At 38.7% G+C, this 16,697-nt stretch carries 9 protein-coding genes; 6 read left to right on the top strand and 3 right to left on the bottom strand.

All coding sequences use genetic code 11. The features are described from left to right. The first annotated feature begins 38 nt into the window (after window positions 1–38). Entirely contained in the window at window positions 39–3,809 is a 3,771-nt protein-coding gene (locus tag RB215_RS12780) for an ATP-binding protein (protein ID WP_309216518.1), read from the top strand. Further along, complete coding sequence (locus RB215_RS12775) at window positions 3,793–4,692, top strand: diguanylate cyclase (RefSeq protein WP_192531889.1); 900 nt, start codon at window positions 3,793–3,795, stop codon at window positions 4,690–4,692. Before RB215_RS12780 ends, RB215_RS12775 begins: the two co-directional genes overlap by 17 nt. Window positions 4,693–4,816: 124 nt before the next feature. On the opposite strand, the gene RB215_RS12770 is transcribed toward RB215_RS12775, so the two are convergent. Further along, window positions 4,817–5,761 (bottom strand): D-2-hydroxyacid dehydrogenase, encoded by a 945-nt coding sequence (locus RB215_RS12770; protein ID WP_011329267.1) that lies wholly within the window; start codon window positions 5,759–5,761, stop codon window positions 4,817–4,819. A 502-nt stretch (window positions 5,762–6,263) separates the two neighbouring features. Between RB215_RS12770 and RB215_RS12765 the strand changes: the two genes are divergently transcribed. The 4 genes from RB215_RS12765 to RB215_RS12750 all read left to right on the top strand — a co-directional run bounded on the left by RB215_RS12765 (window position 6,264) and on the right by RB215_RS12750 (window position 12,974). Then, window positions 6,264–7,397 carry a 1-acyl-sn-glycerol-3-phosphate acyltransferase gene (locus tag RB215_RS12765; protein WP_011329266.1) on the top strand — a complete coding sequence of 378 codons (1,134 nt, stop codon included), beginning with the start codon at window positions 6,264–6,266 and terminating at the stop codon, window positions 7,395–7,397. Between the two features lie 220 nt (window positions 7,398–7,617). After that, on the top strand, window positions 7,618–7,863 hold the full coding sequence (locus RB215_RS12760; RefSeq protein ID WP_011329265.1) for a DUF1289 domain-containing protein: 246 nt from the start codon (window positions 7,618–7,620) through the stop codon (window positions 7,861–7,863). A 181-nt stretch (window positions 7,864–8,044) separates the two neighbouring features. Next, entirely contained in the window at window positions 8,045–8,248 is a 204-nt protein-coding gene (locus RB215_RS12755) for a DUF3283 family protein (RefSeq protein ID WP_011329264.1), read from the top strand. 220 nt (window positions 8,249–8,468) lie between these two features. Then, the gene (locus RB215_RS12750) at window positions 8,469–12,974 is read left to right on the top strand and encodes an EAL domain-containing protein (protein WP_193038451.1); all 4,506 of its coding nucleotides are present in this window, start codon (window positions 8,469–8,471) and stop codon (window positions 12,972–12,974) included. 57 nt (window positions 12,975–13,031) lie between these two features. Here RB215_RS12750 and RB215_RS12745 read toward each other — a convergent pair whose 3' ends face one another. After that, window positions 13,032–13,985: an ion transporter gene (locus tag RB215_RS12745; protein WP_011329262.1), complete on the bottom strand. Its 954-nt coding sequence runs from the start codon at window positions 13,983–13,985 to the stop codon at window positions 13,032–13,034. Then, the gene (locus RB215_RS12740; RefSeq protein WP_011329261.1) at window positions 13,986–16,652 is read right to left on the bottom strand and encodes a bifunctional acetate--CoA ligase family protein/GNAT family N-acetyltransferase; all 2,667 of its coding nucleotides are present in this window, start codon (window positions 16,650–16,652) and stop codon (window positions 13,986–13,988) included. Between the last annotated feature and the right edge of the window lie 45 nt (window positions 16,653–16,697).

The following is a 16,697-nucleotide window of genomic DNA, read 5'->3' as shown; positions in this document are numbered from 1 at the left end:
CTATTAGCTGATTATTGAGCCATAAAACAGGCAAACAGTTGAAGTTTTTACCCTTAAAAGATTATTACCGCTCTTTAGTTGTGGCTTTGGCCGTGCCTTTGTTTGTGGCTTTATTATTATGTTTGCACCTTTACAATATTAAGGTTGAACGTGCGATAGAAAAGCGCCATGGCGATTTTGCTAATGTATCGGCGCAAATTGAACATACTATGGCTGGGGTAAATAACTTATTTACCACTATGTTTAATTTGTATCACCAACCTAAGCCGCATTTAGCAGATAGCACAATGCCATTGCACGTTAATCAGTATGATGACTATTACTATCGGTATTTAAGTAATTTAAATGGCGAAATAGTAGGTGCTGGCGAATTTTCTCAATCGCAAAGTGCCTTATTACGCTGGCAAAAAGTCGTTATGTTAGCCCCTTCATTTAACACCACGTTAGCGCTAATACAGTCATTAAGTGCAGTTGCTTATGTTGATGAGCAAGGTTTTGCTTACGTTGCCAGGCGAGATCGTAGCCAAAGTGCCTTTTTAACTGATATTTTAAAAGGCAAATTTAAACCACCACTTTTAACCGAGCAACTCAGCTCTAGCCAAATTATTAAGGTTGCTAATAAAGCCTACTTTGCCATTGGCCGACAACAAGATATTAACTCCCAAGATTACATAGTTCTTATTTATGACTTACAAGCTATTTCTAATTGGCTAAAAAAAGTATCGCCGCAGCAAGGCGAATATATATTTATGAATCAGTATCATGAGGTTATTGCCAGCTCACAAAAGTTGATAAACAAAGCTGTTAAGTTAAATCAATATTGGCCGGCAGTATTAATAGAGCACAATAATACTAAGGAAGTTAAAGGTAATCAGTTTTTAATGCAGCCAATTGGTAACTACCCTATACATGCTGCCTACCATGAGCCAATAGAGCAGTTATCTGCGCCGATTATTTACGAAACAGCGATAGAATTTATATTTTTAACCGTGTTTTTAAGCATTATGTTTAGCGTGTTTTTTTGGTTGAGCCAGCGTATTTTTATCAAGCCGATGACCTTTTTAATGCGTTATCTAGAGCATAACAACACTGTAACTGGCGAGCAGTTAAACTATAAAATTCCTTTAAATTGGCAGCCATGGTTTTTAAAGGTAAAAGCTATATTTGCTAAAAATACTCAGCTGGTCGAATCCCTACAGAACGTTAATAAAGATTTAGATAAAAAATTGCAGCTACAGTCTGAAAAACTAACCAGCAGCTACGAAGCCAAAGAGCGTCATTTAGCTTTACTTAATACTGTACTTAATAACGTTCCTGACTTTATTTATTTTAAAAGTATTGATGGCTTATTTTTAGGTTGTAATAAAGCTTTTGAAACATTTATTGGTAAAAAGCAAGCTGAGCTAGTTGGTAAATTAATAGAAAATGAGAGCAGCGATAGTAAAAAAATTAGTAAGCTAGAGCAACAAGTACTACACAATCGCACGCAAATTCAACAACGTATTGATAGCGCAGAACGCTCTTACTTATTAACCATAGCGCCATTTTATAATGAACAGCAACAACTGTTAGGCGTTATGGGGATTGGCCGCGACATAACCGAGCAACAGCAAACCCTACATGCATTAAAAGAATCAGAAACTAAATTTAGAAGTGCGATAGAGTTTGCGGCTAATGGAGTGGTGTTACTTTCGCTTGATCATACTATTTTACAAGCGAATAAAGCGGCTAGAGAGCTATCTTCTGAACAAAATTTATTGGCGGGAGCGCCTTTAAATCGGGTGTTTAGTAACCCCCAATGGCAAGAAATTAAAGCCACGTTAGCGCAATTACTAAATAATAAAAAACGGGTATACCATTTAACTTTAGCGCACGGCGAACTGGCAGATTGGTTACAGCTGAGCGTGTCGTTAGTGTGGAATGAAAATGCCGAGCCGCTGTATTATGTTATTCATATTCAAGATATAAGTATATTAACCAAAGCAAAACATGATGCAGAGCGCGCCACATTAGCAAAAAGTCGATTTATTGCTAATTTAAGTCATGAGATCCGCACACCGCTAAATGCGGTATTTGGTTTACTTGATATGCTTATTGAGCAAGGACTTACGCCAAAACAATTAGAACAAACCGCGCAAGCTAAGCACGCAGCACACAGCTTGTTGTTAATGCTTAACAGAATGCTGGATTTTGCACGGGTAGAAAGTGTGGCAGCGCAGTTAAAACTCGCGCCATTTAGCATTGTTGAGTTGGTTGATATTTGTGAAAGTTTAACGGCACCTTTATGTGAAAACAAAGGGATTGAATTAATTATTGATATTGATCCCTTAATTTCCCCCAACCTTATATGCGACAGCATTCGCTTACAGCAAGTATTAGGTAACTTATTAACTAATGCCGTTAAATTTACTAAAACCGGTAGTATTACCCTTAAAATGGATTTATTACCAAGCGATACCTCAGAGCAACAACATATTTGCTTTAAGGTAATAGATACCGGAGTTGGCATAGATAAAGCCGATCAAAGGCGCTTATTCGATGCCTTTACCCAAGGGGATGAGTCATCTACGCGAACTCATCATGGCGTGGGCTTAGGGCTGGCTATTGTAAAGTCGGCAGTGCTGTTAATGGGTGGCGAAATAGCGCTAAATAGTGAAAAAGGCGAAGGGTGTGAGTTTTACTTTAGTGTTTTATTAGATGTTGTACCTGCTTGTAAGCAGCTACCTGATAATACATTAGTTATTTTATCAGCGCATAGTCACGAATTAACTCAGGTTATAAATGCATTTCCTACGCTAACTTATACTAATTTAGAGCAATTATTAAAATCTCCTCGGGAGCATTTAAAAGCCAAGCAATTAATTATAGGTGCAGCAGATTTACCTGCTTTATTAGCGGTAGCTGTAATTAAAGATATTTTATTTGCAAAAGCAATTACGCTTATTGTTGTAAGTAATCAACCAAGGTTAAATTTGCCGATCAGCATGGGTTTAACTGTACAGCATATTAAAACGTCAGCGCTTGCACAGCGATTGTTTAATTTAAATTTAGAGTCAGCTTTAAAAATAACGAATACAACGAAATTAAACCCAAGTGTGTCGGGTCTGTTAGTGTTAGCTATTGACGATAATCAATTAAACTTAGAAATAATTAGCAGCGTGTTACGCCAAGCAAAAATTAATGTGGTTACAGCCACTAGTGCCATTGATGGTATGGCATTATTACCGAATTTAATGCCAGACTTAATTTTAATGGATGTGCAAATGCCTCATTTAGATGGTTGCCAAGCAACAACTTTAATTAGGCAGCAGTATAGTGCAGAGCAATTACCTATTTTTGCACTAACCGCTCATTGTGAGCCTGCAGATATTGAACGCTCTTTAGCGTGTGGCATGAATAAGCATTTAACTAAACCTGTGGTTGCAGAAGTGCTTATAGGTGCAATAACCGATTTAGCACCTTATAAGCCGAGCTTTTTTGAGTACTCATTTGCTTTAACTCAGTTTAGTTTAAACGAAACACTGCTTAACACTATGATCGGTAAATTTGCTAGTGTGTGCAAAACTCAATTAGCGCAGCTCAAAATAAGTAATAATAAAGATGACTTAATTCGTATAGCGCATAGTATTAAAGGCGTAGCGGGTAATTTAGGCTTTAGTCGACTGTCGCAATGTGCACAGCAAACTGAAAAAGATCTTAAAACAACCGATAAAGCTGTTGAAATAACAATGAAAGAGCTTATTATGCAGTTAGAACAGGTGGTTGTTTTTATAAACGTTTTAGGGGCAATGGATGTCAAAAAAAGCTAAAGTATTAATTGTTGATGATGATGCTCTTAATCGAATTGTACTCGAAAAAACACTTAGCGATGAGCATGAGGTGTTTTTAGTTAAAAGTGGTGACGAAGCGCTTACTTTTATAAAAACAACACAAGTTGATTTAATTATACTCGATATTGTTATGCCAGGAATGAATGGCTACGAAGTACTGGTTAAATTAAAAGAAGATTCAGCAACGCAAATGATCCCGGTTATTTTTATATCGGCAAATAGCAGCCATGATGACGAGTCTAAAGGTTTAGAACTAGGTGCAATGGATTATATAACTAAGCCATTTTGTTCATCAATTGTGCGCGTAAGAGTACGTAATCAACTGCTTATTAAGCAAAAAAATGATTTGCTTGAAATGTTAGCTTCGATTGATGGCCTAACCGAAATACCCAATAGACGCAACCTAGACGAAAACCTATCTCGTGAATGGCGTAAAAGTAAGCGCAACAACACACCACTTTCAGTGCTACTTATGGATATAGATCACTTTAAGCGTTACAACGATACTTATGGGCACCGAGCTGGCGATGACTGCTTAAAAGCGGTGGCTCAAGCACTTGCTGCACAATGTGAGCGTGGCAGTGACTTTATTGCACGCTATGGCGGAGAAGAGTTTGCAGCCGTTTTACCCGGTGTAGATAAAGCTGAAGCGATAGGCTTTGCAAATAAACTACGTAATGCTGTTAATGCATTAAATATAGCGCATAAAGCATCGCTTAATGCTGAGCATGTAACTATTAGTATTGGTGTAGCAAGTACTGAAAACGCAAGTATTGAAACTGAGCAGGCACTTTTAGAAGAAGCTGATTTAGGTTTATATGCAGCGAAAGAGGGTGGCCGTAATCAAGTTGTTGCCCGCTAATTAAACTTTTATTTGTAAAGTAAACGCCAACGTTATTGGCGTTTAATAGTTAATTTTCGGATGAACACATTTAAAAAAGTGTAGCGCTTTTTAGAGCTACACAGCAGGGCACTACAGCAAGGTATTACACTAAGCGATTACGTGATTGCTGCTGCGTAAACGCCATAATATTTAAACTTACCTCATTTACCAAACGTACAATTGACTCTGTGCTTGCCCAAGCAATATGTGGCGTAAGCAGTAAGTTATTGCCTTTATAATTAGCCAGTGGGTTAGTTAGTTCAGCGGGCTCTTTAGTCAGCACATCAACCCCGGCACCTGCAATTAAGTTTTGCTCAAGAGCGGTTGCTAAGTCTGCTTCGTTAATAATGCCGCCACGTGCAGTATTAATGATAATGCTACTTGGCTTCATCATTTTAAGCTCATTGAGTGTAATTAGATCGCGAGTTTCATCGGTTAATGGGCAGTGCACACTAATTATATCGGCGGTTTTAATTGCTTGTTCAAAAGGGATACGACCTTCACGGCACTGTGTCCCTTTGCGCTCGGCAGTAATTACATTTGCGCCAAAAGCGCTAGCAACCGTTGCAACCGCGCTACCAAGTGTTCCACCACCAATAATAGCGAATGTTTTGTCTTGTAAATCGTTAAAGCTATAATCTAGGCGGCAAAACATTTCACTTTTTTGCCATGCACCTTGTTGGCAGTCCGCTTGGTAGCGATGTGTATTACCTAATAAATTAGTGATTAAAGAAAAGGTATGTTGTACTACAGAGGGGGTTGAATAGCCGGCAACGTTAGTTACTGCAATACCAAGCTCTTTAGCTGCTACTAAATCTACATTATTAGTACCAGTGGCACTAACACAAATTAGCTTTAGTGATTTTAATTGGCTCATAGTTTCACGGTTTACAACTGCTTTGTTGGTAATTAAAACGTCAGCATTTTTACTATGAGCAACAACTTGCTCCGCACTTGTTAATTCATGAACGGTAAGCTCACCTAATTGAGCAATACAATCAAGTGATGTTTTAGCAAGAGTCGCATTATCGAGAATAGTAATTTTCATATTTTTTCCTAAAATTAAACCCCATTTAAGAGAGTTATTTGCAATGCTTGCATTGCTTGATTTGAGGTTGGAAATATTTGCAGTACTAATGAAAGCAAATACAGCGCAGCATACGTATGCAAGATTAATACACTAAAGTACTATAAAGCATACACTTTGTTAATTTTAAAGTCGTAAAAACGTAGGCCAACTTAAATGTGGTCTGCCCACTAGGTTAGTTGTTACATGCTACCCTTTACGGCTATTTTGTTGTACTGCCGTCGCCATGCAGCTTTAGTAAAGCTATTTGCTTTAACTAATATTCACTATAAATAACAACAGGGCAATGTAAGTTGCATCAAGTGTGCAAACTTATAAACTTGCCGACTAAACTATAACTCTATTTGAACTAGGTAAATCGAACTTTAGTATTGCTAGTTTCGTATTTTTGATTGAGTTATAATCAAAATTAGACACGACGGTGCGCTTTGGCGTGCCGTTTTTAACTTTGTAGATGCGCTAAATGATTGAATTAGAAGATAAGTACGCTGACATAAGACCTTACAATGATGATGAAGTTGCCACTTCGCTGAAGCGTTTAATTGACGATAATGCATTTATTGATGTAATTGCAAAGTACAATTTACCACGCATTTTATCGGCAATTCCATTTGTTGCACGACCATTAATTAGACAGCAACTACGTAAAAAATGGGGCCAAATTAATAGCGTTGAAGATGTACAAAATGAAGTTGCAAAGTATTTAAATAAGTTAGTAAAACGCACTACGTCAGAAGTCACTTTTTCAGGGTTGGATAAACTAGACCCTAATCAGGCCTATTTATTTATATCGAATCATCGTGACATTGTGCTCGATCCGGCTTTAGTAAATTGGGGATTGTTTCAACATAAAATGAAAACAGTGCGCATTGCAATAGGAGATAATTTATTGCAAAGACCCTATATCACTGAGCTTATGCGATTAAATAAAAGCTTTATAGTAAAGCGATCTGCAAAAGCGCCTAAAGAAATGCTTAAAGCATTAACGCAGTTATCTTCCTATATTTATGACTCACTAACAGCAGGAAACTCTATTTGGATAGCGCAAAAAGAAGGGCGAGCAAAAGACGGTGTAGATCAAACCGATCCGGCACTACTAAAGATGCTACAACTAAATGGGCGTAAGCAAAAAAAAGAATTTGGCGATTATATTAAAGAGTTAAAAATAGTGCCGGTATCAATATCGTATCAATACGAACCCTGCGCAATTGCTAAAGCAAAAGAGCTTTATCATAAACAACACCATGGTCAATATGTAAAATCTGTAGGTGAAGACATAGCCAGTATTGTTGAAGGTTTTAGCTCATCTAAAGGACATATTCATTTAGCTTTTGGACAGCCGATAGAGTCACATTGCGACAGCGCAGATGAGCTGGCTAAAACAATAGATAAACAAATAATAGATTCATTTTATTTGCACCCAGGTAACTTTATAGCAGGCGGCTGTACAGAAGCGGTCATTAATAAAGCCGACGCTGCAAAGTTTGCAAAACGTATGGATAAAGTGCCCGAAGAGCTTAAACCTTTGGTATTAGCTATGTATGCAAAGCCATATCATCGTAAAGCAGAAGTAAATATTAAAAGTTGTGAGCATTAAAAGCTAAAGCTGCTTTTTATTACGGCACTTTAGCTAAAGCGAAGTAAATTTGTATTACAGCTTCAGCGCATGTTGGGCTGTGGTTTATGCCCCGGCTGATACCTACATTTTATCTGGTTAAGAGATTTACTAAACGTCCAGAGCTAATTACTCACAAAGCTGCTCTTTGAGTAAATAACGCTATACTTAACCTGTATCTTTATAAGTGTGGGGAGGGGCAATGCAACAAATTGAAATATTTGATATTCCAAGCCCTTGCAAGAGTATTTGTTTGGTTAATAATAGGGGATATTGTAAAGGTTGTTATCGTAGCCGCGATGAGCGTTTTTTATGGAACTCGTTAACCAACGCACAAAAGAAAAAAGTATTAAATTTGTGCCAGCAGCGCTACAAGCGTTTTATACAAAAAAAACTAGACGTTACTGCCGCTAGCGAATTAATTAATCAGCAAGGTTTTGACTTTTAGTTAGGGGGCGTGCCCTTTGTTGATTAAATTCGTAATTATCTGAGCCAATAAGCTATTAAATCCCCAAACATAATATAGCATTTAGCTGACTAAGCTTGTTGGCCTAGATGCTTTATTAAAGCAGCATTCATAACTATTTATAAGTATAATAAAACATCTTTAGTAAGTAATAGGAGTTACTGTGAGTTTTAATTTATGTAATTTACCTCGTGAACAAAAGTATCAAATTCAGTTAGATTATGAGGCTTCTTTTTGGGCGTATCAAATTAAGCGCGGGAAAAAAACACGTGAGCAAATATATAACACCCTCCATAGTCGCCCTATTGCAGAGCAAGCTTCTTTAAAGCAACAATTTGAAAGGTATTTAGCGCTAATGTTAGGCTAATGTTGTGCTTACTTGAGCAGCTCGAGTTGATTTAAAACCTCTTTAGTTTATAGGATTTATACATTCACCTCTAAAAGTAGACCTGATTTATACCGCATTATTGGTTTTAACTAGATATTAACATATAATCATTCCTTAGTAGTGCTTTTGGTGTGTGCCAATATCGTATATCGTCGCTGTCAAATACCTATCAAAAGCAACATAATAAGTGGGATCAAGAATGGGTAAAGCTATTAACAGAACAATAAGTTGCTTGCTCGCACTTATGCTAATAATGAGCAGCCAAATAAACGCACAAGTGAAGCGTTTATCTCCTAGTGAGGGGCTATCTCAAAGCTATGTTAATACTATGCTTATTGATAATAACGGTTACTTATGGCTGGCAACAGAAGGTGGCCTTAACCGTTATGATGGCTACCAAGTAATGCCAATTAACGGGCCTAATGGTGAGCTTGAAGAAGCTATTATTGACCGCATATATCAAGACACCCAAGGGCATATTTGGATTGCCTCACTGCTGGCAGGGCTATTTCGCTATGATCCAGCTACCGATTCTTATAAACAGTTTTTAGAAAAGCCGCTAAGCGAAGAGCAGATAATTAATCAATCTGTTTTTAGCATGTTAGCAATAGATGATAAAACCCTCTGGATTGGCCGAGGCCGTGACTTTGCAAAGCTTGATATTGAAAGTGGTGAAATAACCACTATTTTTGAGCTTCCGAGTAAATACAAAAGTACCCTAGTTAGAAAGCTATTTTATTATAATGGCTATATATTTATTGGTACTAGTCATGGTGCTTATGTGTTTGATATTGCCAGTGAAAAAGTGCGGCCATTAGAGCATTTACGCGCAGAGGCTGAGCATATTTACCAAAATAATGTGAAGTCATTTGCTATTGCTAACAATAATCAGCTATTAGTGGGCGCTGTTAAAGGGTTGTACCAAGTTGATATTAGCAATTTATCGAGCATGTTTGAGCGCCCCGATGTGGCATTTAACAATAGTGTATTGCTTGATAATTTAAATATTTGGCAAATTACAAATGACCATGAAAAAATTGATTTAGCCACTGATAAAGGGTTGTTCAAGTTTAATTTAAAAACGGGGGAAATAATAAAAAACACCCGCATTAACCAAAGTAAATATACCCTAGCCGATACCAGTATTATTGATATGGTTAAAGATAATTCTGGTGGAACATGGGTGGCCACTAAAACAGATGGGGCGTTTTATTTAGCCAATAATAACTATCAGTTTACCAATGTTGAGGGCAGCATGCTTGGCGGTGACGGCTTATCGCATCATTCTATTTGGGGTATTACTGAGTATAAAGACAAGCTATGGCTAGCTACGCATAATGGTTTAACTGAAGTTGATTTAAAAACAAATATAGGCAAAACGTATTTACAAGATTTTAAAGTTGATTTGCTAACCACTGAATTTACTATTTATAAAATAATGCCTTATAAAAATAAATTATGGCTGCACTCCAACAGAGGTTTATTTATTTTTGACCCTGTTAGCCTGCAATTAACTGAGCCGGAAACACAAAATCCGAGCAACCAAAAGCTGATCGCCGGCTGGGTTCATGGTGTTACTTTAATGCCCGATGGTAACTTGTACTATGTGCACTCAGATCATGGCATGCTTATGTATAATATTAATACCCAGCAACTAACCCAGTTAGAGGGCGAGTTTACTCAGTTTGACCCTTTTTTAGCGCATGGGTTTTTACCACCATTATCGACACAACCAGATAAACCTTTATTTTTTAGTGGTGGGATTTTATATCAAGTTAATCCTCACAGTTTAACTCTAAAAATAATATATAAGGTTCCTAAACAACATGAAAATGTTGCCATAAATGTGCTGTCGTATGAAGTTGATCGTAATAATATTTTATGGCTCTCGTTATCCAACTTTGGCCTGATTGGCATTGATGCCTTAACGTATGAACTTGTTCATACTATTGATTTAGACAAAAACAAATTGGGTACCTTATTGTACGATATGGTGCTTGATGACGATGGCATGATTTGGATGAGTAGTCATAAAGGCATTTGGCGTTTAAACCCGACTACACTGCATTTTCAGCAATTTACTACGTCAGAAGGGCTGCTCTCTGCAGAATTTAACAGCGGCGCTATGGCACATTTAAAAGATGGGCGTATTGCTTATGGTAGCCTAAAAGGCTTTACCTATTTTCACCCAATGAACAATCAAAACACCAAAGCGTTAATTGATCACGTTAATATTACTCGGATCAATTTAATGTCGCGAAACTTGTCGCTTAATTTACAGCAACCACTTGAAGAAATAACATTAAATCATGACGATATAGGTTTAGAAATAGCTTTTTCGGCAATGTCGTTTAGTTTTCAAGAGCGGATTATTTATGAGTATCAGCTCGATAACGGGCAAAAAAGTTATACCCGTAACAACAGAGTGTTATTTCCAAAATTAAATCCGGGTAACTACCAATTAAAAGTGTGGGCTAAAGACCCATTAACCGGCGAATATACGTCGCCCGCTAGTTTAAAAATAAAAGTGAAATACCCACTATGGCGTGCCCCTTATTTTGTGGTGCTCTATGCATTATTGCTAATTGCTTTAGTGGTGGCTTGGGTAATGCGCCGCAATAAAATACAGCGTATTTTATTGGCAGCTCACAAAGAAAGTAAAGAAAGCGAAGCGCGTTTAAAACTGGCACTAGAGGGCAGTGAATCCGGGGTTTGGGACTGGCAGTCAAGCAGCCTTAGTATTTATCAACCGCGGTTAATAAATGAATTAGGCTACAGCGTTGAATGCGTAAATTTAGATGACTATTTAGTAAAAATACACCCACAAGACAGACCTTTATTTAGATTGGAGTGGTTAGAGTTTTTATCTACAGATAAAGGATCTTTTAATTGTACCTACAGGCTTAGGCATGCAAAAGGGCATTGGCGCTGGTACAAAGATTTTGGCAAAGTAGTAGAGTGGCATAATAAATTACCGCAAAAAGTGGCCGGAACTTACACTAATATGACCCGTGAAATGGTGTTTGAAGAGCATGCTCGCTTATTCGCAGCAGCCTTTGAGCAAACTCGCGATTGGGTATTTATACTCGATAAAAACTTTAATATACGCGCCTCTAATAAATCCTTGCAAACTGCGTTTAACTTCCCAGCTGAGCCGCGATCTAGCCGAGTACTTAATTTAGGAATTTCGCGCAGCAGCCGCTTTGATTACTTGCGCATTATGCAAAAGCTCAATGTAGGGGAGCACTTTTCTTGCGAAGACACAGTAACATTGGTTAATAACGAGCAACGCCACGTGCTTGTTAAAATAAGTGCAGTTGCCGATAACGAACACAGACTAACCAGTTACGTTGTTATTTTAACCGATATTAATGCACAAAAATTAGCAGAAAATGAGCTGCATATACTCGCCAACTACGATCAGCTAACTAGCCTGCCAAATAGGGCATTATTTAATGACCGTGTAATACATGCCATTGAGCAAGCACAGCGCCATAACAGCAAGGTTGCTTTGCTGCATATTAATATTAAACGCTTTAAACACTTTAATGATTCGTTAGGGCGAGAAGTTGCCGATGAATTGATTAAAACAGTGGCAGAGCGATTAAAAAGTACCTTACGCCCCAGCGATAGCGTAGCTCGATTTGGTGGTGATGAATTTGTTGTGTTGGTGGAAGATATACAACAAATAGAAGAGGTATTGCTCGTTTGCACTAAATTAATGGGCTGTGTTAATAAAAATATTGCCCTTAATGGCCAAGTAATTAATATTAATTTAAGCATTGGTGTTGCCACATATCCAGATGATGCGCAGCAATATAAAGATCTATTAAAAGCTGCCAATATTGCTTTATACCACGCTAAAGATAATTTAGAAGGGAGCTATAAGTTTTATAAGCAAGAGATGAATCAACGGGTGCAAAAAGCACTGCACCTAGAATCGCAGTTAACTAAAGCGTATCAAGAGCATGAATTTTGTAATTATTATCAACCTATTATAAGTGCTAATAGCCAAAAAACCGAAGGCTTTGAAGTATTGCTACGCTGGCCAAAAAATCAATTAGTGAACACTCAAGAGTTTTCGTTAGCGGCAGAGAGTATTGGTTTAATTACAAAAATAATGCTGCAAACATTGGGCCGTGCTTTAGAAGAGTTAGTGGCTTGGCGCAAAATTGCTCCCGAGTTATATTTGTCGATTAACTTATCGGCACTCGATTTTGAATTTGAACACTTGGTGCCTGAAATTAAAAAGGCATTAATTAAAGCAGCTATCCCTTCAAAGGCGATTGTATTTGAAATAACAGAATCAATATTAATGCGCGATTCAAAGCAGGCCTTATCGAGTATGGATATGTTAAAACAACTAGGTTGTAGGCTTTATATGGATGACTTTGGTACAGGTTACGCATCGTTAACTTATTTGAAGCGCTTTCCTATTGATGTATTAAAAATTGACCGTAGTTTTGTACAAGATATAGGGGTTGATTCTAATGATGAGGCAATTATCCAATCTACGCTTACTTTAGCCCACAGCTTAAATAAAGAATGTGTGGCAGAAGGCATTGAAAGTACCCATCAATTAGTATTTTTAAAAGCACTTGGTTGCGACTATTTTCAAGGTTATTTATTTAGTAAACCTGTGCCCACAAATGCTGTTATTCCTTTAATTACTCGCGATTGGAGCGACGTGTTTAAGCAAGATTAAAGGAAAGCCCTTAGTGTGCAGTTGCCAGCTAAAAGCTGACAACTACTTTTAACCTATTTATGGGCGCTTGCCACAGTTTCTACAAAACATGTGTTCGCTGCGCTCGTTAAGCTGAACTTTTATGGCTTTATTGGCCTCTAGTTTACTCAGCCCTAGTTTGTAACGCAGATCTTCAAGGTGACTGAGGTGCTCCTCGCTGAGAGTGCCGTTAGTGATCTGTTCATGTACTGCATTTTCGAATACTTGACGGCGTTTGCGTACTTGCTCTGAAAAGCTCGATGCAAGTAAACCGGTAGGCACTGCAACCATTCCCATACTCACTAGGGTTATTACCCCACCAAATAGTTTACCAATAGGTGTTATGGGCACTACGTCGCCGTAACCTACGGTAGTTAGCGTTGCCATAGCCCACCACATTGCCGCAGGGATAGAGCCAAATTTATCGGGCTGTATATCGTGTTCAAGCAAGTAAATACCACAAGAGGCTAAAATAAGCACCACGGCCATAATAAAAAATGCCGCTAAAAGTGTACTGCCTTCATCAATAAATGCTTGTAACAGCAACTGCATAGCACGCGAATAACGGGTTAACTTAAATACTCGCAGTAACCTTAAAACTCGTAAAAAGCGCAAATCTAGCATAAAGAAAAACATCAATAAGCTAGGTAATATAGCAATTAAATCAATTAATGCTAAAGGCGAAAAAATATAGTGCAAGCGTCGTTTGGTATTTGAGCCCTCAATAGCTGCATATTTAACTCTGTCTACACAGGTCCAAAGCCGTATTATGTATTCAATAGAAAATATAGTTATGGAAACAATTTCTAATAAGAAAAATTCTTCATGGTACTGCTTAGCAATACTCGATACAGACTCAAGGACAATGGCAACTACGTTGACCATTATGAGACAAACCAGCATTACATCAAGTATGTGCCCCGCGCGCTGATACTCTCCAGAGGCTTCAAAAGTGTGCGCAATTTTTTGTCTAAGTTTTCGTATATAGTTCATTTATAGTTTAAGTACCATATTTATACTGCCTTCTTCAAAGTCGCGGCTTATTTTAAAGCCCAATTTACGCGCAAGCTCAATCATGCCGGTATTCTCTGGTAAAGTAATCCCTTCAATAGATTTAACTCCTTGGCGCTTACAGTGCTCAATTGCGGCTGTCATTAATATACGACCTAGGCCAAGGCCTTGGCAGTCTGAGCGCACTACAACGGCAAATTCGGCCTGTAAATTATCAGGATCCATAATAACGCGCGATACGCCAAGAGTACGAGGCTGCCCTTGATATGTTTGAGATACAATAAAGGCCATTTCACGGTCGTAATCTATTTGCGTCATTTTAGCGAGTTGGTCGTGATTAAACTGCCTTAACTCCCCAAAAAATCGTTTATAGCGATCCTCTTTAGTTAAAGACTGATCGAACTGCTGATGTGCTTGCTCATCTTCTGGTTTAATTGGGCGCAGCGTCGCTTGGGTATTATTTTTTAACGTTACGGCCTCTACCAATTCAATCGGGTAGGGGCGAATAGATAAACGTTTACGATGCGTTTGCACTCGATAGCGGTTAATGGTCATGGTGGCGTCCAGCACTAAAAATTGCCCATTGCTGGCTAATATAGGGTTGAGCTCTAAGGAACTAATGTCGGGCTGATCAATTACTAACTGCGAGATGCGAGTAAGCAGTGCGCAGAGCCGATATTTATCTACTTTTTCAGGTAGAATACGATCCTTTAGTACGCCTTTATCGTGCGCCGCGGCAATTAAGTATTTTGCTAGGTTCATATTTAGCGGGGGCAAAGCTACTGCTGCTTGTGCGTATTCAAGACCGGTGCCTGCTTCTCCTAGTAAAATAACGGGACCAAAATTAGGCTCGGTTTTTATTGCTATTCGCAGCTCGTTGGCTCCGGCACGCGGCGCCATTTTTTGTAGCGAAAAACCATCAATAATGGCATCGGGATAAGTGTTCTTTATTCTTAATAACATCGAAAAAGCAGTTTGCTCTACTTCTTGGGCGTCATTTAAGTTAAGCACTACGCCACCCACTTCAGATTTTGAAGGAATGCTTGGACTAATTAATTTTAGCGCCACCGGAAACCCTAACTCAATGGCTTGCTCTTTTGCTTCTGTTGGCGTGTAAGCCACTTCGGTTTGAATACACTCAATACCGTAATGACTTAAAATTTGGCTCGCTTGATGGGTCGGTAAATAACTTTGTCCTTCTTCTAAAAATTCATTTACTAAGGCTTTAGCTGCCGACTTATTAATTTTTGTATCTACGGTATTCGACTCAGGTGTTTGGGTTAAATGCTTTTGATTGCGTCGATAACTAACTAAGTGCATAAAGGCCCCAACAGCGCCCTCGGGAGTGCGATAAGTTGGGATCGCGTTATTAGCGCAAACACGCCTAGCAGCATAGGCGGCATCTTCACCGGTAAAGTTAGTAATAACATACGGGCGCGCCATTTTTGGGAGTGCTTGTAAGGTTTTAACAATAATATTTGCATAGTCTTCGCTAGGTGCTAGCGCAGATGGAGTGTGAATAATCAGTAAGTTTTTTACTTCAGGAGCTTTAAGTAGAATTTCTAACGCCTGCTTATAGCGGCTCGGGGCTGAGTCACCAAAAATATCCACCGGGTTTGAGGCCTTCTCTGAGCGAGGAATTACTTTATTGAGTGCATCACATGTCTCTTCACTCAATTGCGTTAATTTACCTGAACTTTGTATTAGCTCATCTACTGCCATTACGCCAGGGCCGCCACCATTGGTTAAAATAGTGAGCTGCTCTACTTTTAATAATTTTGGGTGCATGGCTAATGTTTGCGTTGCAGCAAATAGCTCGCGTAAATCGTTTACTCTTAACATACCCGCGCGCTGAAATAGAGCATCGTATACCGCATCCGAGCTATGCGCTATTCCCGACTGAGCTTCAGCGGCAATAGCGCCCGCATGGGTCCTGCCCGTTTTAATTACAATTACGGGTTTGCTAAAAGCAGCCGCTCGAGCGGCTGAAATAAAGCTGCGACTGTCCTCAATGTTATCTATGTAGAGCAAAATAGCCGTAGTTTTAGCATCGCGACCTAAAAAGTCGAGCAATTCAGTAAATTTAATATCCAGACAATCGCCCATTGACACAAAGTAAGAAAAGCCAATTTCTTTATTTTTTGCCCAATCTAAAATGGTTGAGCACACTGCCGCCGATTGTGAAACGAAAGCGAGTTTGCCAGGGCTCGCTACGGTATGTGAAAAGCTGGCATTTAGGCCAATATGAGGAATTAATAACCCTAAAGAATTTGGGCCCAACAGCGTAACTTGATGGCTACGTGCGCACTCTTTTAAAGTTTGTTTTTGTGCGTTACTTAAGCCGTCAGCAATGATGATGGCATTATGACAGCCCAGTTTTCCAAGTTGCTCAATAATAAGATCTAAAGTGTTTTTATTAGTACAAATAACCGCGAGATCAGGTACTTTTGGCAAAGCATCAATACTAGGGTATGCCAGTACACCATGCACCGCAGTGTGGTTTGGCGTTACTGGCATAATTGGCCCTTTAAAACCACTTTGCAATAAGTTGCGCATAACTACATAACCAGCGCGGGTTGGCGTGTTAGATGCACCAATAACGGCTACCGAGCTTGGGTTAAAAAACTGACTGATACGCTTGAGACTCATGGCTTTTCCTATGCTGATTAATCTTTGCTATCTATTATTTCACAA

It is taken from the genome of Pseudoalteromonas sp. HL-AS2, assembly GCF_031198805.1.
Lineage (GTDB): Bacteria > Pseudomonadota > Gammaproteobacteria > Enterobacterales > Alteromonadaceae > Pseudoalteromonas > Pseudoalteromonas nigrifaciens.
Note: the sequence above shows the minus strand (reverse complement) of the source record. Positions and strands in the feature narration are given on the sequence as shown.

Excerpts from the sequence above, each read along its gene's own strand:
- RB215_RS12775 (WP_192531889.1), top strand. The coding sequence starts at position 3,793 with ATGTCAAAAAAAGCTAAAGTATTAATTGTTGATGATGATGCTCTTAAT.
- RB215_RS12770 (WP_011329267.1), bottom strand. The coding sequence starts at position 5,761 with ATGAAAATTACTATTCTCGATAATGCGACTCTTGCTAAAACATCACTT.
- RB215_RS12765 (WP_011329266.1), top strand. The coding sequence starts at position 6,264 with ATGATTGAATTAGAAGATAAGTACGCTGACATAAGACCTTACAATGAT.
- RB215_RS12760 (WP_011329265.1), top strand. The coding sequence starts at position 7,618 with ATGCAACAAATTGAAATATTTGATATTCCAAGCCCTTGCAAGAGTATT.
- RB215_RS12750 (WP_193038451.1), top strand. The coding sequence starts at position 8,469 with ATGGGTAAAGCTATTAACAGAACAATAAGTTGCTTGCTCGCACTTATG.
- RB215_RS12745 (WP_011329262.1), bottom strand. The coding sequence starts at position 13,985 with ATGAACTATATACGAAAACTTAGACAAAAAATTGCGCACACTTTTGAA.
- RB215_RS12740 (WP_011329261.1), bottom strand. The coding sequence starts at position 16,652 with ATGAGTCTCAAGCGTATCAGTCAGTTTTTTAACCCAAGCTCGGTAGCC.